Origin of the sequence: Pseudovibrio sp. FO-BEG1 (assembly GCF_000236645.1) — a bacterium.
Taxonomy (GTDB): domain Bacteria; phylum Pseudomonadota; class Alphaproteobacteria; order Rhizobiales; family Stappiaceae; genus Pseudovibrio.
Map to the genome: position 1 here is coordinate 968,987 of NC_016642.1, position 22,938 is coordinate 991,924.

Sequence of the window (22,938 nt, forward strand, 5' to 3'; positions counted from 1 at the left end):
GCTGAACTGAAGAAAGCAGGAGAACAGCCGGGGCCAGAAGCCCCGACTTTGTGTCGTGTAGAAAATGTCAGCAAACTGGTGTTTGCAAGGTGACAGCTGCTTATCCGTAGTTGATGTCCAGAAGGCGCATGTTCATCTGGCCGTTATCTGCCAGAGGTTTGTATTCCTTCATGGATTCACGGTAGGTGAGGAAGCTCTCTGTGATGCGCTTCACCAGCTCGTCGTCATTCTCACGCAGTTCACCTATGACTTCACCAGCAGCATTGCCCATCGCCAGCAGAACGTCTTCTGGCAAGTTCTTTACCATCACACCTTTTTCAGCAACCAGCTTCTTCAAGGCCTTCGCGTGGTTGGTGGTATACTCTGTCCAAACATCGTTGTAGAGCGACGAGCATGCGAACGCGACAACCTGCTTCAGGTCATCTGGCAGCGCATTGTAAGCCTCGGAGTTGACGGCGCATTCTTCTGCGGAGCTTGGCTCGCCTACGCCCGGGAAGTAGTAGTTCTTGGCAACCTGATAGAAGCCCAGAGCAGAGTCTGTCCAAGGACCGATAAACTCACCTGCATCCAGTGTGCCAGTCTGCAGGGCCTGGAACATGTCACGGCCACCCATTGCCTGAACTGCCATACCCATCTTGGTGCACATCTCAGATGCAAGACCAGTTGTACGGAAACGCAGACCTTTCAGGTCTTCCGCAGAGTTGATCTCTGTGCGGAACCAGCCAGCAGCCTGAGGACCAGAGTTGCCACACAGGAACGGCTTCAGGTTAAAGCGCGCATACATTTCGTCATACAGCGCCTGACCACCACCATGTGCCATCCAACCGTACTGCTCATCTGCGGTCAAACCGAAAGGCTGAGAGCCAAACAACAGGAAGCCTTTGGACTTGGAGCCCCAATACGCGGGCACTGAGTGGTAAAGTTCTGCAGTCCCCTCCGATACTGCATCAAACACACCACGGCCCGGAACCAGTTCACCAGCGGCATAGAGTTTCACCTCAATGCGACCACCGGAAAGCATGGTGATACGGTCTGCAAGCATCTGCGCTGCAACGCCAGGACCCGGAAGGTTCTTAGGCCACGAAGTGACCATCTTCCACTTGATCTTGTCGGAAGCAACAGCCGGAGCTGCCAGAGCAGAAGCAGCGGCGACGCCAGTTGCTGCAACACCTGCACCCTTAAGAAAATCACGTCTCTTCATAATTTTTCCCCTCAAAAATTAGAATAACAAGGGGCCGCAGAGCACAGTCCCTCATCGGTTTTGTGTAAAGTCTGGAATGCCAAAAATACGCGGCTGAACCAGTTTGCCCGGAAACGGAAATTAAAACTTACCTAGGGCGAGTTTATCGTACTGAATCAGTTACTTACCTAGTGAAGGTAAGTTCAAACCATTCTCCTTGGCGCAATCAATTGCCAATTGGTAGCCTGCGTCCGCATGGCGCATAACACCTGTCGCAGGGTCATTCCAAAGAACGCGGCCAATGCGCTCGTCTGCACCCGAAGTTCCGTCACAGCAAATCACCATGCCGGAATGCTGGGAAAAGCCCATTCCAACGCCGCCACCGTGGTGCAACGATACCCAGGTTGCGCCGGATGCCGTGTTCAGCAGAGCGTTGAGCAGAGGCCAGTCAGAAACAGCATCAGAGCCATCCATCATAGACTCAGTTTCACGGTTTGGAGAAGCAACAGATCCAGAATCGAGATGGTCACGACCAATCACCACCGGTGCCTTTAGCTCGCCGTTGCGAACCATTTCGTTAAATGCAAGACCCAGACGGTGACGTTGACCTAGACCGACCCAGCAAATACGGGCAGGTAGACCCTGGAAGGAGATACGCTCGCGCGCCATATCCAGCCAGTTGTGCAGGTGCGGATCATCTGGGATGAGTTCCTTCACCTTCTGGTCTGTTTTGTAGATGTCCTCAGGATCACCGGAAAGCGCCGCCCAACGGAATGGGCCAACACCTTTGCAGAACAATGGGCGAATGTAAGCAGGCACAAAACCCGGGAAGTCGAAAGCATTCTCCAGACCTTCCTCAAACGCCATCTGGCGGATGTTGTTGCCGTAATCGACAGTTGGAACACCCCGCTCATGGAAGTCCAGCATCGCCTTCACATGCACCTTCATGGAAGCGCGGGCAGCTTTCTCAACGGCTTTAGGATCACTCTCGCGCTTTTCCTTCCACTCAGCCATGGTCCAGCCTTGTGGCAGATAGCCATTGATTGGGTCATGAGCGGAGGTTTGGTCAGTCACGATGTCTGGGCGAACACCGCGCTCAACAAGCTCAGCGAAGATGTCTGCTGCATTGCCGAGCAAGCCAACGGACTTAGCTTCACCAGCTGCGGTCCAGCGCTCAATCATCTCCAACGCTTCATCAAGTGTCTTGGCTTTTTCATCGACGTATTTAGTGCGCAGGCGGAAATCGATGCTGTCTTCGTTACACTCAACAGCCAGACAGCAAGCACCAGCCATCACAGCAGCAAGTGGCTGAGCACCACCCATACCGCCAAGGCCACCGGTCAGGATCCACTTACCTTTCAGGTCTCCGCCGTAGTGTTGGCGACCAGCCTCCACGAAGGTCTCGTAGGTACCCTGAACAATGCCTTGCGAGCCGATATAAATCCACGAGCCAGCAGTCATCTGGCCGTACATCGCCAGACCTTTTTTATCCAGCTCGTTGAAGTGATCCCAGTTCGCCCAATGCGGTACGAGGTTGGAGTTAGCAATCAGCACACGCGGTGCATTCTCATGCGTCCGGAACACGCCAACTGGCTTGCCGGATTGAACCAACAGAGTTTCATCGGCTTCCAGTTTCTTCAGCGTGTCGACAATGGTGTCAAAGTCTTTCCATGTCCGCGCAGCGCGGCCAATGCCACCATAAACCACCAGTTCATGCGGGTTCTCAGCCACATCAGGATGCAGGTTGTTCATGAGCATGCGCATTGGCGCTTCTGTCAGCCAGCTCTTTGCGTTCAGCTCTGGTCCGGTTGGTGGAAAGATATCGCGGGTGTTCTTGCGAGGATCTTGAGTGAGCGTATCGGTCATGGTCGGCTCCGTTAGCGACTTGTACTGGCGCTTGAAAATGCCCCTGCAAGGGCCTGCGCTTCTAGCTGAGAAAGAATGGATTTGAGAGTGGCACGTGTTTTGTCAGCGCGCTCTGGAGCGTAAGCCCATGGGCTCTGCTCAAACATGTAAGCCCGCTGCGCAGTCTCCATCTGAATGGCATGGATGCCAGTCTCAGGCTTGCCGTAGTGGCGAGTGGTCCAGCCACCTTTAAAGCGAGCATTCACCACCGTTTCTACGCTGACATCTGCACGGCAGGCATCAACGGTGATCTGCTCAATCATCGGAGCGCAGGTCTGCCCAACATTGGTGCCAATGTTGAACACAGGCAACTCACCTTCAAACAGAAACGGGATGTTGGAGCGGATGGAATGGCAGTCATAGAGAACGGCCACACCAAACTTCTGCCGCACACGCTCCAACTCCTCCGCAATCGCTTCATGATAAGGCGCGTGGAATTTAGCGCGGCGCTCTTCAACTTCATCTTCTGAAGGTTCCTGCCCATCGCGATAGATTGGGCGACCATCAAAGTCTGTCAGCGGGCAGAGTGTAGTGGTGTTCTGACCAGGATAGAGCGAAACACCCGCGGGATCGCGATTGGCATCAATCACATAGCGATGCACAGGCGTCTGGATCACACTGGCATTCTCAAGCAAACCATCATACAGGCGGTTAATGTGCCAATCCGTATCAGCCAGTGCTTGCCCGACAGAATTGAACCTGTTCCAAATCGACAGCGGCACATCGGTACCACCATGCGGCTGAGCCAGTACAATCGGGCTGTCACCTTTTTTGATCAGTGGTGAGAAGGAGTAGGTCAATCAGGCCTCCTCTAACTTAAAGAACTGAGCTTTGCTGGCTGCATCAAAAATCCGGCCAGAAGCGACAAGCTCTGCAGCCTTCTCGAGATCCGGCGCCATGTAGCGATCATCTTCCAGCTCTTCGATCTCTTCGCGCACCGCAGCCACAACATCCTGCAGGATCGGGCTGGTTTTGAGCGGAATACGGAACTCAATGCCCTGTGCAGCCATCAGCAACTCAATGCCGATGATCTTGGAAAGGTTGGAATTCATGTCGATCAAGCGCCGTGCAGCATGGGTTGCCATTGACACATGGTCTTCTTGGTTGGCACTGGTCGGCGTGGAATCAACAGAACATGGCGCAGCCCGCTGCTTATTCTCACTGTAAAGCGCTGCAGATGTCACATCCGCGATCATGAAACCAGAGTTGAGGCCCGGATTAGGTGTCAGGAAGGGCGGTAGACCGTAGTTGAGTGCGGGGTCAACCAGCGTTGCAATTCGGCGCTGTGCAATCGCCCCGATTTCAGCAATTGCAAGCGCAGTCTGATCCGCTGCAAACGCAACAGGCTCAGCATGGAAATTGCCGCCGGAAACGACAGAACCGTCTTTGAACACCAGCGGGTTATCTGTCACCGCGTTCGCTTCAATCTCCAGCGTATATCCCACTTGAGCAAGCAGCCCTAACACTGCTCCCATCACCTGTGGCTGACAGCGCAGGCAGTATGGATCCTGAACACGCTCATCATCCTCACGATGGCTTTCACGAATTGCAGAACCAGACATCAGCTCGCGAATGGTAGCCGCAGCAGAAATCTGCCCTTTGTAGCCACGCAGCTCATGGATCTCTGGGCGGAATGGAGCACCAGAACCCATCAGTGCATCAACTGACATAGCACCTGTAATCAACGCAGTCTTTGCGAGACGATGTGCCTGGAACAAACCCGCCAAAGCCAGTGCGGTCGACACCTGCGTCCCATTGATCAGCGCAAGGCCTTCTTTCGCTGCCAGCTGAATCGTCGGAATGCCAGCCAGCTGCATCGCTTCCTTGCCGGAAACGCGCACGCCACCAAAGAACGCTTCGCCTTCGCCCAGCATCACAGCAGCCACGTGAGAAAGAGGTGCCAGATCACCGGAAGCACCAACACTGCCCTGACCCGGAACAACAGGCACAACGTTATGCTCCAGCATCCGCTCAAGGCACTCAATCAGCTCCCAACGAACACCAGATGCGCCACGCCCCAATGAGGCAAGTTTGAGCACAATCACCAAACGCACGATGTTTTGCGGCAGAACCTCACCAACACCGCAACAGTGAGAAAGAATGAGGTTTCTCTGCAAGGTAGCGGTATCTTCAGCCGGAATTTTAACCGAAGCAAGCTTACCGAAACCCGTGTTTACCCCATACACCGGCGTATCACCCTGTGCCGCGCTCTGCACAATTGCAGCGGCGCGCTCAACACCGTCTTTGCAGGAGCGGTCCAGCTCGACATTCGTCTCTTCACGGTAGATCTGGCGAAGTTGAGTGAGAGTAAGTTCTCCCGGCTTTAAAACCAGCTTAGGTCTGGAAGAAGTTGAGGGGGAAGTTGTCATGAATGCCTCAGTGCTTAATTTGCTTGTGTTTTTGTGATGTCTTCGCCGAGGAAATACAGGCGGTTCAGTGGGTTGAACCCGATGCGATAAGCCAGTTCGGCTGGCTCTTTCACATCCCAGATAGCAATGTTGGCCTGCTTGCCAGCTTCCAGCGTTCCGCAAACCTCAGATTGTCCCAGAGCTTGCGCCGCATTGCGTGTGATACCTGCCAAAGCTTCCTGCGGTGTCATGCGGAACAAGGTGCATGCCATGTTCATGCAAAGCAGAAGTGAGGTGAGGGGAGATGAGCCCGGATTAGCATCTGTCGCCAATGCGATGGGAACGCCAGCATCTCGCAGCTCCTGTAGCGGAGGATGCTGAGTTTCGCGCAGAAAGTAGAACGCACCCGGCAACAGAACAGCAACAGTGCCCGCTTCCTTCATGGCCTCAATGCCAGCAGTGTCCAGATACTCCAGATGGTCTGCAGAAAGTGCTTTGTGGCTGGCAGCCATTGCAGTGCCGCCAAGGTTGGAAAGCTGCTCAGAGTGGATCTTGACCGGAAGGCCAAGCTCCTGCGCACGGTCAAACACACGGCTCACTTGCTCAGGAGAAAAGGCAATGCCCTCACAAAATGCATCAACCGCATCAGTCAGATTTTCCGCTTTGACAGCCGGAAGCACCTCATCGCAAACAAAGCTGATGTAGTCGTCACTACGACCTTCATACTCTGGCGGTAATGCATGTGCGCCGAGGAAGGTAGTTAGCACCTTAACAGGACGGAGCTCGCCAATCTTCCGTGCAACACGCAGCATTTTCAGCTCTGTATCAAGATCCAACCCGTAACCGGACTTGATTTCCAACAGCGTTACACCTTCTGCCAGTAACGCATCAACCCGTGGCAACGCATCTGCCAGAAGCTCTTCTTCACTAGCAGCACGTGTTGCGGACACTGTAGAGCGGATCCCCCCACCTGCGCGGGCGATCTCTTCATAGGTCGCACCATTCAATCGCATCTCAAACTCACGAGCGCGGGAACCGCCGTAGACGATATGCGTGTGGCAATCGATGAGAGAAGGAGTGGCAAGGCGTCCGTTCAAATCTGTCTGGGGCGCGTCTTTCCACTCCTCCGGCAGCTCCTTTGCAGGGCCAATCCAGCAGATGTCATCTGCCTCAATCGCAATGGCTGCATCGTGGATCAGGCCATAGCCATCTGCCTGTGCAGACAGAGTTGCAGCCGTCAGGTTGGTGAGTACGGTTCTCCCGCTTGTCATGGACCCTCCCGAGATTCCACGTGAATTCACTTCAGTAAAAATCTACATGGAAATCGCTTAATGTCTATACATAAAAAATATGCAGTGTGAGTAATTTTCGGGCTAACCCAACAGTATCAATTAAATAAATAGCTAAATTCAGCCATTTTAACCTTTGCCTGGTGATATCTTAGAAAAAGAGGATGGTTGTGTGAGTTGCATTTATGTATATGCTTAATGTTGCAAAAATGATCTGAATTGATCGACGTTTCACATCAAACTATTGAGTGAGCAATGAAAACCATCTTCGCAGGGCAGGCTTTACTCCCCACTGGTCTGACCGAGAACGTGCGTTTGCACCTGAACGCTAACGGCACTATTAAAACCGTTGAGATCGGCGTGATGCCTGAAGGTGAAGAGGTTTCTGGCAAAAGCAGAATGATTTGTCCGGCCCCCGCCAATTTGCACTCCCACGCCTTCCAACGGGCAATGGCAGGCATGACTGAGGTGCGCCAGAAGGGGAAAGACAGTTTCTGGACATGGCGTGAGCTGATGTATCGGTTTCTGGGGCAACTACGACCTGAGCAATTCGAGGCAATCGCCGCGCTGGTTTACATGGAGATGTTAGAGGCTGGGTATGCCAGCGTTGGCGAGTTCCACTACCTTCATCATCAATCAGATGGAACGCCCTACGACAACCTCGCAGAAATGAGCCTCCGCATCTTTGCAGCTGCAAATCAAACAGGCATTGGCCTCACTCATTTGCCGGTTCATTACTCCTACGGCGGCGCAGGTGAACAGCCCTTAAGCGGCGGACAACTGCGGTTCGGCAATGATCTGGAACGTCACCTGCAACTCATTGAAGAAGCGTCGAAGTCTCTGACGACATCTCTGCCGGCAGATTGCCAGATCGGCATCGCACCGCATTCTCTGCGCGCGACCAATCCCGATCAGTTACGTGAGATTGCATCCGTCTTTGCTGGCAAGCCCGTGCACATCCACATCTCTGAGCAGATGAAGGAAGTGGAAGCTGTTCAAGAATGGCTTGGGGCTCGGCCAATCGAATGGCTGCTGAACAACGTCGATGTCCGCAACAACTGGTGTTTCGTACACGCCACCCATATGACCACGGAAGAAACAGTGGCTATGGCAAAAGCTGGTGCTGTAGCAGGCCTGTGCCCAATCACAGAAGCAAACCTTGGCGATGGCATATTCAACGGACCGACATTCATTGAATCAGGTGGCGTCTACGGTGTTGGTTCTGACAGTAATCTGCGCATCTCGCTTTCTGAGGAACTGCGCGTGCTGGAATACAGCCAGCGCCTGCGTGATCAGTCCCGAAACGTCATGTTGAACGGTGAAGGATCTGTCGGCACCGCCATGTATCAGGCCGCAGCCAAAGGTGGAGCCCAGGCTCTGGGTCGTAACACTGGGGAGCTCAAAGAAGGCAGCCTCGCAGATGTCGTCGCGATTGATACAGCACGGGTAGAGTTCACAGGCCTGAGGCTAGACCAATATCTGGATTATTGGATTTTCGCTGGTGATGACCGTGTCGTAACTGATGTCTGGTCCGCCGGACGGCACATGGTGAAGGATGGGCAACACATCCACCGCGCAGCTATCACTGCTAAATACAGAGAACAGCTTGCAGTTTTGCTGGAAGCAGCCTAACAACGCCCAAATTCATTTTCTTGAAAACGACAGGAAGAGCGCTTGCGATCCTATAAGGAAATCAGAGGCATTTTGCAGGAGAGGATCACCAGTTTGCAATGGCAACCGGGCGATCTTCTGCCAAGCGAGCAAGCGCTCTCGGAGGAGTTTGGCTGCACCCGTGCAACCGTCAACCGCGCCATGCGGGAGCTCGCTGATGCAGGGCTGGTGGAACGACGCCGGAAGGCCGGAACCCGAGTCGTCCAGCCTAAGTCTCACCCTGCAACCATCACCATTCCGGTGATCCGGCAGGAAATCGAGAACAAAGGCCAAGCCTATAAGTATCTGCTTCTGGAGCGTCTGGAAGCCTTGCCACCGGAAGATGCCCGCATCCAGCTTGGACTGAACCAGAATGAAAAAGCTCTCTTCCTGAAGAGCCTGCATTATGGAGATGGCATCCCGCAGCAATTGGATGTCCGCTGGATCAACCTCTCTGCATTGCCCGAAGCTGCCGAGGAAAGCTTTGCAGACATCGGCCCTAATGAGTGGCTGCTGCAGCGTGTCCCGCATCCAAGCATTGAACACGTCTTCCGTGCGGACAAAGCCACAGCCGAAGAGCAACGACTGCTCCAGCTGGAAGACTGTGAGCCTGTGTTCACTATAGAGCGCCGTACATGGATTTCAGGGCAGGGCATCACTTACGTGCGGCTAGTACACCCCGGCAGCCGTTACCACATGGCAACGCGTAGCTCGGATGAGCCGATCTTCAGCTAGTCTTCTGCTTCTCTTTTTGCACCAACTGAGCGAAGTGATCTTCCAGCCGGATTTTGCCATAGCATTTGCCGATCATATCCATCCGCATTGCACTCAGGAAAAACTGGATCGGGCCGTACGTCTTCGCTGTGGTGAAAGTCTCCAGAAGCCGCTGCAAAGCAACGCTGATCCAGTTGGGCAGATGCGTGATCTTGGCTTTTTTCTGCAGGCTTTTGAAGGCAATCTCCGCCAACTCGTTATGGGTGTACTTCACGGGACCACCCACTTCGGCATAAGCTTGGCCATCCTTGATAATCTCAAAGCATGCTGCAGCCAGATCAGCGCCATGGATAGGGTTGATCCGATAATCCCCCGAACCAAACATGTAGACCCGCCCGGACTTTGCCATGCCAAAAAACTCCTCCAGATCAGAGAAGTAACCACTTGGTGAAATCACGGTGCTTTTGATTGGTGCAGCCTGAAGAACCTCCACAAAATGCTGCTTTGCACGCACCAGCTGAACATCCAGTAACTTGGTCGCGTTCAGAACATGAATGTAAGCAAACTGAGGGACACTGTTCTCAACCGCCAGATCCAACAGGTTCTTGTTGGCTTGATAATCAACATCGTTGTAACTCAGGCCGTCTTTCTGGCGTGTGATGCCGAGAGCTGAAATGACCAGATCAGCATTATCCATCAATCCATGCAGGCTGTTGGGTTTAGTTGCTTCTCCCTCAAAAAACTTACTGGCTTCGAGGCCCTTTGCACGAGCTGACTGCTCATCGCGGACAAGAGCGCGAACGTGCCAGCCCTGTTTTCTGTAGTAGGAAACAAGATAGGAGCCCAGATAGCCAGTTGCGCCTGCAATAACGACACTCTTCATGACAATTCCCTCAAATATTAGGTGCCGCAAAAGGTCGGCAGCCGGGGAAAATGAAAAGGCGCCAATTACCTTTTGGGTGCTTACTCAACCAAGGAGCAGAGGCCGGACGGCATACGCTTGATTGAAGCAAGGTTTGCTTTTTATGCAAGGATGAGATCAGGCAGAAATACACCTCTAATGCCCTCAATCTCACTCTCAAAAAATGGGAGCTTTGGCAACTAAAATCAACCGGTAATTGTGCATAGACGAAAGTGATTGCGTAGGCCTTAACGAAAAGAGGGAAGAGCCTTTCAGCTCTCCCCTCTCGTAAATGAGTGGCCCTTTGTTGGCTCTTAGCCTTTGCCTTGCCACGGAATAAGCCAGCGTTCCAGATACCGCATGCCCAGCTCAATCGTGTAGCCGATAAGTCCGATCACAAATATGCCGATTACCACCGTATCCGTCTGCAAAAAGTTCTTTGCAATCATGATCATGGAGCCGACACCCTTATCAGCTGCCACCAGTTCCGCCGCCACAACAGTGCCCCAGCAAACACCCATCGCCGTACGCAGACCAGTGAAAATCTCTGGCAGCGCATTTGGCAGGATTACATGAAACAGGATCTGTGTACGCGAGGCACCCAGTGAGTAAGCTGCGTGTACCTTGGTGATCTTGACGCTGTTTACGCCAGAGCGTGCTGCAATCGTCATGATGAACAGAGACGCAAGGAACAGCAGGAAGATCTTGGCAGTCTCATCAATGCCAAACCACAGAATGATCAACGGGATCAAAGCCAGTGGAGGGATCGGGCGCATAAACTCCACGATGGGATCAAACAAACCGCGAGCAACGGAAGAAAGCCCCATGGCCAAGCCAAGTGGGATACCGACGAGGGCACCCAGCAAAACGCCAGCAAGAACACGGAACACCGAAATACCAATATGGTCCCAGAACGCCACGTTTCTGAAACCAGCAGAAAGCAACTTGCTCATTCTCGTGATCGTGGCATCCACCGATGGCCAATAGAAGCTCTCCAGCATGCCCATGGCGCTTGCGATGCCCCATGCGGCCAGCAACACAACAACGGTCAGGATGGAGTAGAACCGACCGGAGTTAACGGCACTGGCATCGCCAAAGCGAACGGTCTTTTGCTGCGTGAAAACATTGTCTTTAAGCCCAAGCCAAACAGATAGGCCGGAGGGCGGCGTGTGATGCTTGCTCATATTGGCCTCCTATGCTGGTTCCAGCTCTTGGTCATTACCCATAATTTCTTCTTCCATGCCCCAGATGAGAGACAGGATTTCTTCGCGCGTTTTCACAAACTCCGGTGAAGCTTTGATCTGACGAGGACTCTCCACCAATCCGAGATCTGCAAACGGAAGCTCGTATTCACGCAGGATTCGGCCAGGACGTGGTGCCATCACAATCAGCCGTTCCCCAAGGAAGAGTGCTTCCTCAACGGAATGCGTGATAAGAATAATGGTTTTGCGCGTCTCTTTCCAAAGCTTCAGCACAAGGCTCTGCATCTTTTCGCGGGTCAGAGCATCCAGTGCGCCAAGTGGTTCATCCATCAGGATCACTTCCGGATCGTTGGCAAGGCAGCGAGCCAGAGCCACACGTTGCTGCATGCCGCCGGAAAGCTGATAAACCGGCTTTTTGCCAAAGTCTTGCAGGCCTACAATCTGCAGCAGCTCATCCACTTTGCGCTTGGTTTCAGCAGCGGGACGCCCAGCCATCTTTGGGCCAAATGCAATATTCTTCTCAACGGTCATCCATTCAAACAACGCGCCTTGCTGAAACACCATTCCGCGGTCCGGGCCGGGGCCGGTCACATCCACATTCTCGCGGACAATTTTTCCGGAGGTCGGACGAAGAAAGCCTGCAATGATGTTGAGAAGAGTTGTTTTACCGCATCCGGATGGACCAAGAACGGAGATGATCTCACCATCCTTTACATTCAGATTGACGTTGTTGAGAGCATGGACTTGATCACCATTGGGAAGGGTGAAAACCATAGAGATATTGTCGGCAACTATTCCACTCAAAGCGCTTCTCCCGGTTCTTTGGAAAATGCCTGGTTCGCCCGGTCTTGTTCTTGGAAGAATGGCGGGACAAAGCCCGCCATTTTCTGATCTTTTTATTTGAGGTAGCTTGCGTCGACGAACTGGGAGTAGTCGTCCAGCGCTTCATCCAGACCGCCAGCTGAAACCATCACATCAGCCACGCCTTTAGCGGCTGCTTGAATACCACCACCAAGCCAGTTTTCCTGGAGCTGCTCTTCGCTGGTTGGGAAACCGAAGTTCGCGATCATCTTCTTGGCAGGCTCAAGATCCATACCCGCAGCAAGGGCGATCTTGTCGTAAACCGCATCCGGATTACTGTTGTAAGTGGTGTTGGCCTGATTGGTGACTTCCATGAACTTCTTCACCAGATCAGGATGCTCAGCTGCAAAGTCGTTGGTTACATTCACCACATCAAACGTGTTGATGCCAACAGCTTCCTGTTCAGCACCAGTCATCAACGGTGTACCAACGGTTTTCATACGGTCCAACGCACCGCCAAAAGCACAGCCCATCACAACATCACCGCGCACAACAGCAACCGCCGCATCGGCAGGGTTCATCTGCACAAGGTTCACTTTGTTGATGTCTACGCCGAGGTGATCCAGCGTACGAATGAGCTTGTAGTGGGTTACGTTGCCGATCGGTGTCGCAACTTTCTTCCCTTCCAGCTCCTTCGCATTTGCTTTGGTAATGCCGGAATCATTGCGCACAATGCAGAGGTCATTTTCAGCGTAAGTGACTGCCACACCTACAAGTTTAATCGGAGCACCAGAGGAAACACCAACAACGAAGGGAACAAAGCCGTTACTGTAAGCAATCTGCACATCGCCGGAAACCATGGCCTGAACCATCTCGTTCCCGTTACCGAAGGCACGCCATTCAACTTCCAAACCAAGCGCTTCGTCATAGGTCTTGTCGATCTGTGCTGCTTGGTTTGCGGTAGGCCATTCCAGAAAGTAGGCGACGGTGATTTTATCAAGCGCATGAGCTGTGCTCATCCCAAGGCTCGCCACCAGACCTGCTGCAAGAGCCAGTTTACCTGCAAGCTTCTTCAATGCCATGTCAATTCCCCCTCCAGTGCGTTGCTAAGTGCTTATTCCTTCTTTATTTTTTGCCGTTCCTTGTCGCTGGAAACTTGTTAATTTGAATTATGTTCAGGATTCAGGACACTATGAAACCGTATCACTCGGTAGTGCCAGTTTGTGAATCCCGATAGAACCAGAGAGTATTTCCAAAGAGAGATGCAGATATAAACGTCCGCTATTGCAATATTAATTCCTTAATCTCTGCGGAAGACGCTCCTGTATCTCACGTTCTTCTATTTTAGAATTGTATAAATAAACGAAGAGATCAGTGTTCATGCGCTTATGAGGGAGCTCTCTCGTTTATTTGTGCTGCGATGCAGCAATTTATCTGCTGTCTCTGAGAGTATTTCTATTCCCTTCGGTATTTTGTCAGCATGGATTGAAGAAAAACCAAGGCGGAAATAGTTTTTACCTTGGCTCGGATCCGCAAAGAACACATTGCCCGGTTCAATCAGAACGCCTTTCTTCAAAGCCTCCTGCGCAAGCACAGTCGCATCCAGTTCAGGCGGCCCGCTCACCCAGAAAGAAGATCCTCCAAACGCAGAGACCTGTGCCCAACCGGGGAAGTGCGTCTCCATGGCTTCACTCAGCGCATTCCAGCGGTTGGAATAGGCATGATGCAGTTTGCTGATCAGAGCATCCTGCGAACCTTGCGCCAGAAACAGCGCAACGCTGCGCTGATTGTTGCCGGGTGGGTGGCGCAACATTAGGCGACGCATGGCGCGGATTTCTTTGATCACCGGCTTCGGCGCCACGATAAACCCAATCCGCAACCCCGGCATGATCGACTTGGAAAGACTACCCACATAAAGAACACGCCCTGATGCATCGACGGACCGAAGCGCGGCAGTCGGCTGCCCCCGATAGTTGGTCTCATACTCATAATCATCTTCAATGATCAGCGCATCAGATTGCGCCGCCCATTCCAGCACTTCGCGCCGGCGCTTCATGGTCATCGTGGTGTTGGTGGGGAACTGGTGGCTGGGCGTCACATAGACCAGCTTTGCATCCCCCAGCATATCCGCGCGAATGCCTTCCTCATCAACGGGAATCGCCCGAATGTCCGAGCTTCGCAACTGCATGATGTTGCGCACATCGGGATAACCTGGGTCTTCCAACGCAACAGGCGTGTCCGGTCTTACGAACAGGTGTGCGATGAGAAACAGCGCGTTCTGAGCCCCCATCGTCACCAGTATCTCGTCAGATTCGGCAATAACCCCACGGCGGATCAGAATACGCCGCTGAATCTGCTCAATCAGCATGGGATCGTCAGCGGTAAAGCGATCATCGGTCCAGGCATCCAGCCATTTGATGCTCATGGTCTGGCGTACACAATCCCGCCAGGCGCTGATTGGAAACAGTGTCGGATCCACCTGGCCATAAATGAACGGGTAGGGGTAGCTGTGCCAGTTCTCAGTCTTCAGAATGTTGAACTGAGTAGAGGGCGTAAGCCGCAATTTTGAGGACCAATCCACCCGATCACCAGGCACCTGCTCTTTGGGCCTGACCGGATCTGGCAGCTGTCCGAGATTCTCAATAACCTCCGGTGAGACGTAAAAACCGGATCGCTCACGAGTGATCAAATAGCCATCTGCAGCCAGTGCCTGATACGCCAACATCACCGTATTGCGCGAAACACTCAGCCGTTTCGCCAATGCGCGCGTTGAAGGAACCGGTGTGTTTTCAGCAAGTTGGCCGGAAAGAATAGCAGAGACGAGCATCTCCCGAATCTGGCTTTGCAGCGTTGTACTGTCATCCCGATCAACGGAAAACAAGCTGTATCTCATGGCTGGCCCCTCCCTCCAAATCACGAGCGAAGTATCAGCATGAGTTCATCTGGCTCTATGGTCAAGAACAACTGGACCTATCTGACCTAATATTTCGACGACAAGATATTTCTCACAGTACCTCTGGGGAACTGTTGGTGAATAACTCAGTGTTCTAGGAGAAAGATCGAGATGAGTGTCCTTGCAGAGCCGATTGAACAAGCGAAAACCAATTCTCTTGAGCAACACTGGATGCCGTTTTCGGCAAACAAAGATTTTAAGAGCGCGCCGCGTCTCATCACTCGTTCAGAGGGAATGTACCTTTGGAATCAGCATGGTGACAGGCTTGTGGACGGGTCCTCTGGTCTATTCAATGTTCCGGCAGGCCATGCGCGCCAATCAATTGCAGATGCCGTTCATGCTCAAATGATGCAGAACGGGTACACAGCGCCGTTCCAGCTGGGTCAGCCGACATCCTTTGAGTTTGCAGCCAAACTCACCAAAATTTTGCCAGAGCCTTTCAACCACGTGTTCTTTGTAAACTCTGGCTCTGAGGCCATCGATACTGCATTGAAAATGGTCATGGCCTACCACCGTGCCAATGGTGATGCGCAGCGCACCCGATTTGTCTCCCGTGAGCGCGCTTACCACGGTGTGAATATGGGCGGTGTCTCTCTTGCTGGCATGGTGAAAAACCGCGAAACCTTCCCGGTTGTCATGCCAAACATTGTCATGATGCGTCACACCTGGAACGAGGAAAACGCCTTCACAAAAGGCCAACCGGAAACCGGTGTGGAGCTGGCAAATGACCTGCAGCGTTTCTGTGAAACTTACGGCGGCTCAACAATCGCAGCTGTGTTTATTGAACCTGTCGCGGGTTCTACCGGAACGCTTGTCCCGCCAAAGGGCTATCTGGAGCGTGTCCGTCAGATCTGTGATGAACACGGCATTTTGCTGGTGTTTGATGAAGTGATCACCGGCTTTGGTCGCCTTGGCAAACCATTCGCTGTTGATGCGTTCAACGTGATGCCAGACATTATTACCCTGGCAAAGGCACTCACCAACGGCGCGATTCCAATGGGGGCTGTTGCAGCGTCTGATCAGGTCTATGAGACCATCACTGAAGCAGCTCCGGAAAACGCCATCGAGTTCTTCCACGGCTACACTTATTCAGCCCATCCGGCAGCCTGTGCAGCAGGTCTGGCAACGCTGAAGATTTACGAGGACGAAGACCTGTTTGAACGTGCAGCAGAGCTGAGCGATTACTTCCTCGACGCGATCTGGTCCCTACAGGATATTCCGATTGTGAAGGATATCCGAGGGTACGGCCTCATGGGCGGTGTGGAGGTTCACCCACTTCCCGGTAAGCCCGGCATCCGCGGCAATGAGATACAGAAAAAGCTGTTCTGGAACGGGTGCCACGCCAAGTGGACGGGGGACACAGCAATTCTGGCCCCGGCGTTCATTGCAGAGCGAAGTCATGTCGATGAGATTGTGGATGCAATGAGAAAAACGCTCATGGCCGAATAGATCGAAGAAAGTATTGTTTTGAGAAGAGCACATTTGTGCTCTTCTTTTGTTTTCCAAGTTGGTTGAGGGGAGGCAATCAATGACGAAGTCTATTCCACAAAATGCTCGTGTGGTTATCATCGGTGGCGGTATCGCCGGATGTTCTGTTGCATATCATCTGGCCAAACTTGGCTGGAAAGACATCGTGCTGTTGGAGCGCAAACAGCTCACATGCGGCACCACATGGCATGCTGCGGGCTTGATCGCGCAGCTGCGCGCATCCAAAAACATGACGCGCCTGGCGAAATACTCGCAGGAGCTTTACGGCGACCTGGAAGCCGAAACAGAAATTGCGACTGGCTTCCGCCACAACGGCTCAATCACGGTGGCTCTGACCGAAGAGCGCCGCAGCGAGATCCTGCGCTCCGCCGCCATGGCCCGCGCCTTTGGCGTGGAAGTTGAAGAAATCTCCACGTCAGAACTGCTGGACCGCTACCCCTATGTGAATGCTGAGGATGTCACTGCGGCTGTCTATCTGCCAAAGGACGGGCAGGGAGATCCGGGCAACATCGCCCTTGCTCTTGCCAAAGGCGCACGCCAACGGGGAGCCCAGGTCTTTGAAGGTGTCAAAGTCACCAGCATTGAAAAGCGCAATGGCGCCGTCGCTGGTGTCTCATGGCAGCGTGATGGCAGCGAAGAGCAAGGCCATATCGCTGCTGACTATGTGGTCAACTGCGCTGGCATGTGGGCACACGAGTTGGGCCGCATGGCCGGAGTCAACGTGCCGCTCCATGCTTGTGAGCACTTCTACATGGTCACCGATAACATCGCAGGCCTGCCTCAACTCCCAACCCTGCGCGTGCCGGACGAGTGCGCATACTACAAAGAAGATGCTGGCAAAATTCTCTTGGGAGCTTTTGAACCAATCGCCAAGCCTTGGGGAATGCAAGGCATCTCAGAGGACTTCTGCTTCGATCAGTTGCCAGAAGATATTGAGCACTTCGAGCCGATTCTGGAACAAGCCATCAATCGCTTCCCTGAACTGGCCGTAACCGGAATCCATACCTTCTTCAACGGCCCGGAAAGCTTCACACCTGATGATGCTTATCATCTGGGAGAAGCACCTGAGCTCAAGAACTTCTTCGTCTGTGCAGGCTTCAACTCCATCGGCATCCAGTCCGCCGGTGGCGCAGGCATGGCACTGGCTCATTGGATGGAGCACGGTTATCCGCCATTTGATCTCTCCGACGTTGATATCCGCCGCATGCAGCCGTTCATGGGCAACAAGACATTCCTCTATGAGCGCTCCAAGGAAACGCTTGGCCTGCTCTACGCAGACCACTTCCCATTCCGCCAAAAGGCAACCGCCCGCGGTGTCCGCCGCTCACCCTTGCATGAGCATCTGAAACAAGCAGGTGCAGCATTTGGTGAGACGGCTGGATGGGAGCGAGCCAACTGGTTTGCTGACCAAGGACAGGAGCCTACCTACGAGTATTCTTGGAAACGCCAGAACTGGTTCGAGAACTCTAAACGAGAACATCTCGCCATCCGCAACAATGTCGGCCTCTATGACATGTCCTCCTTCGGCAAAATCCGTGTTGAAGGCCCGGATGCAGAAAGCCTGCTCAATCATATGTGCGGTGGGGACATGTCGGTACCAGTCGGCAAGATTGTCTACACGCAGTTCCTCAATGAGCGTGGAGGCATTGAAGCTGATCTCACCGTCACGCGCTTGTCCGAAACGGCCTACCTGCTTGTCACTCCAGCGGCTACTGTTATCAGAGAACTCAGCTGGCTCAACAAGCACAAAGCGGGCGCCAATGTGGTCATCACCGACATAACTGCAGGCGAAGCAACGCTGGTGGTGATGGGGCCAAACTCCAGAGAACTACTCTCCAAAGTCTCCAGTCATGACTGGTCCAATGAGAACCACCCCTTCGGCACCATGCAGGAGATCGAACTCGGCATGGGCCTCGCTCGTGCGCACCGCGTCTCCTATGTGGGTGAACTGGGGTGGGAGCTCTATGTCTCAACGGACATGGCCGCCCATGCCTATGAAACGCTGATAGAAGCAGGCACCGATTTAGACCTGAAACTCTGCGGCCTTCATGCAATGGATTCCCTGCGCATCGAAAAGGGTTTCCGACATTTCGGTCATGACATTACCGAGGAAGACCACGTTCTGGAAGCCGGCCTTGGTTTTGCGGTCAGCACGAAGAAGCCATCCTTCATCGGCAGAGATGCTGTTCTACGCAAGAAGGAGGAGGGTCTCTCATCCCGCATGTTGCAGTTCAAACTGAAAGACGCAGAGCCGCTCCTGCATCACAACGAACCTGTTCTGCGAGATGGAGAAATCGTCGGCTACCTCACTTCCGGAAACTACGGTCACACGCTCGGCGGTGCAGTCGGCCTCGGCTACGTGCCGTGCAAAGGCGAAACAATCAAAGACATGCTCGCTTCCACCTACCAAATCGACGTGGAGGGCACTCTTTGCGATGCCGAAGCCTCTTTTAAGCCCATCTACGACCCCAAAAGCCTACGCATGCGCGGCCTGAAAGAACTGGAAGACGCATAAAACATGAGAGCATCTCGGATCAAACCTGAGGTGCTCTTCTAACCGGATGTTCGTGCCGCTGTTCAACTGATGCGCAAAAAGAAAAGCCCGGCAGCTTTACACTGCGCGGGCTTTAAGATTGATGCCCTTCTCAGAGGAGGCGAGAAGGGCACTGCTGGGGGACTTACGCGAGTTCTTGCTCGCGCATATCTTCCGCATTGATGCCTGCGACAGCAACCGGTGCTTTCATGGCGTCTCTGCGGAAAGGCTCTCCAAGTTCCTGATTGAGGATCACCTCAATGAACGTGGTCTCGTTGCGCTCCATCTGGCCTTCAATGGCCTCATCCAGAGTCTTGCTCAGCTCATCCATACTGAACACCTGAATGCCCTTGAGACCACAAGCCTCCGCAATCTTGGCATACTGCACTTCCAGATTAAGCTCAGTGCCAACGAAGTTATCGTCGTACCACAGCGTGGTGTTGCGCTTCTCCGCACCCCACTGATAGTTACGGAAGATCACCATGGTAATCGGCGGCCAGTCATCACGACCACACGCCGTCATCTCGTTCATGGAGATACCAAACGCACCATCACCAGCAAAACCGACGACGGGCGTGTCAGGACACCCAATCTTCGCACCCAGAATAGCCGGAAGGCCATACCCGCATGGGCCGAACAGACCTGGGGCAAGGTACTTACGCCCTTCGTCAAAACTCGGATAGGCATTACCAATCGCACAGTTGTTGCCGATGTCAGAAGAGATGATCGCTTCTTTCGGCAGAGCTGCCTGAATAGCGCGCCATGCCATACGAGGAGACATTTTCTCAGGCTCACGGGTACGAGCGCGCTCGTTCCAAGTGGTGCCCGGATCATCATCCTCGTGATCCATGGAGGACAGTTCCTGCAACCATGCAGACTTAGCATGATGCACGAGAGCCTCACGCTCCTCACGGCCATCATTGCCAGCATGATCAGCCAGCTCTTCCATAATTTGCTCTGCCACAGCACGGGCATCCCCTTGAATGCCGACGGTGACTTTCTTGGTCAGGCCGATCCGGTCTGAGTTGATGTCCACCTGAATGACCTTGGCCTCCTTCGGCCAGTAATCCATGTCATAGCAGGGCAGGGTGGAGAATGGATTGAGGCGTGTGCCAAGGGCCAGCACCACATCCGCCTTGGAAATCATCTCCATCGCCGCTTTCGAGCCATTGTACCCAAGCGGACCAACGGAGAGCGGATGATTGCCGGGGAACGCATCATTATGCTGATAGCCACAGCACACCGGTGCGCTCAACTTCTCCGCCAGAGAGGCAGAGGCCTGAATAGCGCCGCTCAACACCACACCCGCACCGTTCAGGATCACGGGGAACTTGGCATCCGAAAGTAACTCAGCCGCCTTCTTAATGGATTGCACACCACCACGCGGCTTTTCCATACGCACGATCTGCGGCAGCTCGATATCAATCACCTGTGTCCAGAAATCGCGCGGCACGTTGATCTGCGCCGGAGCACATCCGCGCCAGGCTTTCTCGATCACGCGGTTCAGCACTTCGGCAATACGGGAAGGATCACGAACTTCTTCCTGATAGCAAACCATATCCTCGAAGAGAGCCATCTGCTCAATCTCCTGAAAGCCACCTTGTCCGATGGTCTTGTTGGCTGCCTGCGGGGTAACAAGCAGCAAAGGCGTATGGTTCCAGTAAGCTGTTTTAATAGGCGTCACGAAGTTGGTGATGCCAGGACCGTTCTGAGCAATCGCCATGCTCATCTTGCCGGTGGCGCGGGAGTACCCGTCCGCACTCATGCCCGCGTTACATTCATGGGCACAATCCCAGAACTTGATACCTGCGGCGGGAAAGAGATCCGAAACCGGCATCATGGCTGAACCGATAATGCCAAAGGCGTTATCAATCCCGTGCATTTGCAGCACTTTTACAAAGGCCTCTTCGGTAGTCATCTTCATCGCACGAATCCTCCCCATCACGTCACAGGCTCGGCTGTGATCTGCACATTCTGATATGCAATCAAACCTAGCGTGAGGTGGAGAAGAGCCTTAGGGCCAGATTCTGCTATAGCATTGGCCAGTTGCGTTGAGGAGCTTGAAGATAAAAGGAGAATGCCCGTTGGTGGACATTGAAAAAATGATCTAACTTACGTCAGCATCAAGGGAAACAAGGCTGGCTCTCATCAATCCGCGCAGAGAGTTGCCGATGTAAACCGCATCAGCCTCCTGCAGATCTGAGAGCGTCAGATCTGCTTCTTCTGCATATCCATGCTCCAGTAAACCAGCGCGGAACACACCGGGAAGCAAGCCGTGCTTCAACGCTGGCGTCAGCAACTTACCATCCCTGCGGATAAACAGATTGGTGAAACTGCCTTCCGTCAGATATCCGGCTTCATTGAGGAAGATGACCTCAGAGCATCCATATTGGGAGGCATAATTGGCCCGTGTCTGATCATAAAATCCACGACGGCTGGTCTTGTGAAACAGGAAGCGGTCCTGCGAATGCACGCGTTCTTCTGCAATGCAAACACGCCAATCATCACCGCTCGAAGCAGGCATCTCCTGCGCAGTGACTGATAGCTCGCCATCTTCCGCCAGATCAAGCCGCACCCGCATGGAGCGCTCAAAACCTGCAGCATGGTCCGAAAGCACGCGCAAAGCTTGCTCCGGATTCCAGTTGAAGCCGAAGTAAGATGCGCTATCCGCCATCCGCTGCATATGCCGTTCCAGCAGCGTATAGCCATCCTCCGGCGTCCAGCCCATGGTTTCAAACAGGGTGAACCGTTCGTCTGAGGCCTTCAGGAAGTTCAGCTTCAACAAGCATTCGTCATACTCAGGAGAGGCGCCGGAATCGAACACCACACCGGAGCCCGTTCCCATCTCTGCAGCACCATCCTCATCAATCACAAGGGTGCGGATCGCCACGTTGAAGGTGAAATCACCGTTCGGCTCAATCATGCCGATGGAACCCGTATAGATCCCGCGCGGGCTCTTCTCCAGATCGTCAATGATCTCCATGGCCCACAGCTTCGGCGCTCCGGTTATGGACCCACACGGAAACAACTCCTCAATGATTTCAGGTAGTTCAGCCCCATCCACCAGCTCGCCTGTTGTGGTGGATGTCATCTGGAACAGGCTGCGGTATTGCTCAACCTCGCAGTGCGAAGGAACACAAACACTGCCTGCTTTTGTGATGCGGGACAGGTCATTGCGCATCAGATCGAGGATCATCGTGTTCTCGGCGCGCGATTTCTCATCGCTTTGCAGCCATTCCTGAACGCGTGCGTCTTCATCTGTCGTCCGTCCGCGCTGAGCAGTGCCTTTCATGGGCCGCGTAGTCAGCTGCTTGCCTTTGCGCTCCAGGAACAACTCCGGAGAGATAGAGAGAACTTTCTGATCACCCAAATGCAGAAGCGCCGCATATTCGACAGGTTGCTGAAACAGCAAATTATCAAAGAGCGCCGCTGCACTGCCAGTCTGTTCAAGCATCGCGCGCATCGTCAGGTTGATCTGGTAGATATCGCCCTGCGCCAGATGCTGCTGCGTTTTTGCAAAAGCGGCATCATAGTCGCTCTTGCTCATGTCAAACTGGTTGATGTGAATAGAAGGGGAGGCCTCGTTGCCTGCAGCTTCCTTGAGCCACTGCGCTTCTTGCGCCCGAGACAAAAGCTCCGGTGCATCATAAACGCCAAACCAAGCAAGTGGCATGTTGCCAGAGCCGGAAAAACGCTGCTTCAGCTTCTCTTCAAAGGCAAAACCGAACTCATAAGAGAAGAAGCCTGCCAGATGATGGCCTGCTTTGCGCTCTTGCTCCAACTGCTGAAGAAACTGAGGGACCTCGGAAAGAGTTTGGCAGGTTAACACGCGCTGAGGGGCTTGGAAGAGACGCGCAGGCTCATGACTTAGCCTGTCGACAAGAAGTACCGTTCCAAACGCAAACTGCGCCATGCCTGTCCATTCTTATTTGGGTTACCCTTATTAAGAATGCTCAATACCAGCCCGCCAGACC

Annotated in this window: 16 protein-coding genes; 4 read left to right on the forward strand and 12 right to left on the reverse strand. The window is 53.4% G+C overall.

Annotated elements, in window-relative coordinates; genetic code table 11:
* Positions 1-100: 100 nt before the first annotated feature.
* From PSE_RS04510 to hutI, 5 genes are all read right to left on the reverse strand, one after another.
* Complete coding sequence (locus tag PSE_RS04510; protein WP_014283772.1) at positions 101-1,201, reverse strand: TRAP transporter substrate-binding protein; 1,101 nt, start codon at positions 1,199-1,201, stop codon at positions 101-103.
* Between the two features lie 159 nt (positions 1,202-1,360).
* A complete protein-coding gene (gene hutU / locus PSE_RS04515; RefSeq protein WP_014283773.1) occupies positions 1,361-3,046 on the reverse strand; it encodes a urocanate hydratase in 1,686 nt (561 codons plus the stop codon).
* An 11-nt stretch (positions 3,047-3,057) separates the two neighbouring features.
* Entirely contained in the window at positions 3,058-3,885 is an 828-nt protein-coding gene (hutG, locus tag PSE_RS04520) for an N-formylglutamate deformylase (RefSeq protein WP_014283774.1), read from the reverse strand.
* A complete protein-coding gene (gene hutH, locus PSE_RS04525) occupies positions 3,886-5,454 on the reverse strand; it encodes a histidine ammonia-lyase (protein WP_014283775.1) in 1,569 nt (522 codons plus the stop codon). It abuts the gene before it with no gap.
* A 14-nt stretch (positions 5,455-5,468) separates the two neighbouring features.
* Entirely contained in the window at positions 5,469-6,704 is a 1,236-nt protein-coding gene (gene hutI / locus PSE_RS04530) for an imidazolonepropionase (protein WP_014283776.1), read from the reverse strand.
* 273 nt (positions 6,705-6,977) lie between these two features.
* On the opposite strand from hutI, the gene PSE_RS04535 reads away from it, so the two are divergent.
* Together PSE_RS04535 and PSE_RS04540 are read left to right on the forward strand one after the other, a co-directional pair.
* Entirely contained in the window at positions 6,978-8,354 is a 1,377-nt protein-coding gene (locus PSE_RS04535) for a formimidoylglutamate deiminase (RefSeq protein ID WP_014283777.1), read from the forward strand.
* A 42-nt stretch (positions 8,355-8,396) separates the two neighbouring features.
* The gene (locus PSE_RS04540; protein ID WP_014283778.1) at positions 8,397-9,107 is read left to right on the forward strand and encodes a UTRA domain-containing protein; all 711 of its coding nucleotides are present in this window, start codon (positions 8,397-8,399) and stop codon (positions 9,105-9,107) included.
* Here the strand turns inward: PSE_RS04540 and PSE_RS04545 are convergent.
* The 5 genes from PSE_RS04545 to PSE_RS04565 all read right to left on the reverse strand — a co-directional run bounded on the left by PSE_RS04545 (position 9,100) and on the right by PSE_RS04565 (position 14,883).
* Entirely contained in the window at positions 9,100-9,969 is an 870-nt protein-coding gene (locus PSE_RS04545) for an SDR family oxidoreductase (RefSeq protein ID WP_014283779.1), read from the reverse strand. The two genes, PSE_RS04540 and PSE_RS04545, sit on opposite strands and share 8 nt — an antisense overlap.
* A 332-nt stretch (positions 9,970-10,301) precedes the next feature.
* Positions 10,302-11,171, reverse strand: coding sequence for an ABC transporter permease (locus PSE_RS04550; RefSeq protein WP_014283780.1), 870 nt, complete (start codon positions 11,169-11,171; stop codon positions 10,302-10,304).
* 9 nt (positions 11,172-11,180) lie between these two features.
* A complete protein-coding gene (locus PSE_RS04555; RefSeq protein ID WP_008548668.1) occupies positions 11,181-11,963 on the reverse strand; it encodes an ABC transporter ATP-binding protein in 783 nt (260 codons plus the stop codon).
* A gap of 122 nt (positions 11,964-12,085) precedes the next feature.
* Positions 12,086-13,072 (reverse strand): ABC transporter substrate-binding protein, encoded by a 987-nt coding sequence (locus PSE_RS04560; RefSeq protein WP_008548410.1) that lies wholly within the window; start codon positions 13,070-13,072, stop codon positions 12,086-12,088.
* A gap of 296 nt (positions 13,073-13,368) precedes the next feature.
* Positions 13,369-14,883: a PLP-dependent aminotransferase family protein gene (locus PSE_RS04565; protein ID WP_014283781.1), complete on the reverse strand. Its 1,515-nt coding sequence runs from the start codon at positions 14,881-14,883 to the stop codon at positions 13,369-13,371.
* A gap of 171 nt (positions 14,884-15,054) precedes the next feature.
* On the opposite strand from PSE_RS04565, the gene PSE_RS04570 reads away from it, so the two are divergent.
* Together PSE_RS04570 and PSE_RS04575 are read left to right on the forward strand one after the other, a co-directional pair.
* Complete coding sequence (locus PSE_RS04570) at positions 15,055-16,392, forward strand: aminotransferase class III-fold pyridoxal phosphate-dependent enzyme (RefSeq protein WP_014283782.1); 1,338 nt, start codon at positions 15,055-15,057, stop codon at positions 16,390-16,392.
* Between the two features lie 79 nt (positions 16,393-16,471).
* Positions 16,472-18,946 carry an FAD-dependent oxidoreductase gene (locus PSE_RS04575; protein ID WP_041767967.1) on the forward strand — a complete coding sequence of 825 codons (2,475 nt, stop codon included), beginning with the start codon at positions 16,472-16,474 and terminating at the stop codon, positions 18,944-18,946.
* A gap of 163 nt (positions 18,947-19,109) precedes the next feature.
* Here PSE_RS04575 and xsc read toward each other — a convergent pair whose 3' ends face one another.
* Both xsc and pabB read right to left on the reverse strand, forming a co-directional pair.
* Entirely contained in the window at positions 19,110-20,888 is a 1,779-nt protein-coding gene (xsc, locus tag PSE_RS04580) for a sulfoacetaldehyde acetyltransferase (RefSeq protein WP_014283784.1), read from the reverse strand.
* A gap of 183 nt (positions 20,889-21,071) precedes the next feature.
* Positions 21,072-22,877, reverse strand: coding sequence for an aminodeoxychorismate synthase component I (pabB, locus tag PSE_RS04585; RefSeq protein WP_014283785.1), 1,806 nt, complete (start codon positions 22,875-22,877; stop codon positions 21,072-21,074).
* Positions 22,878-22,938: the final 61 nt, after the last annotated feature.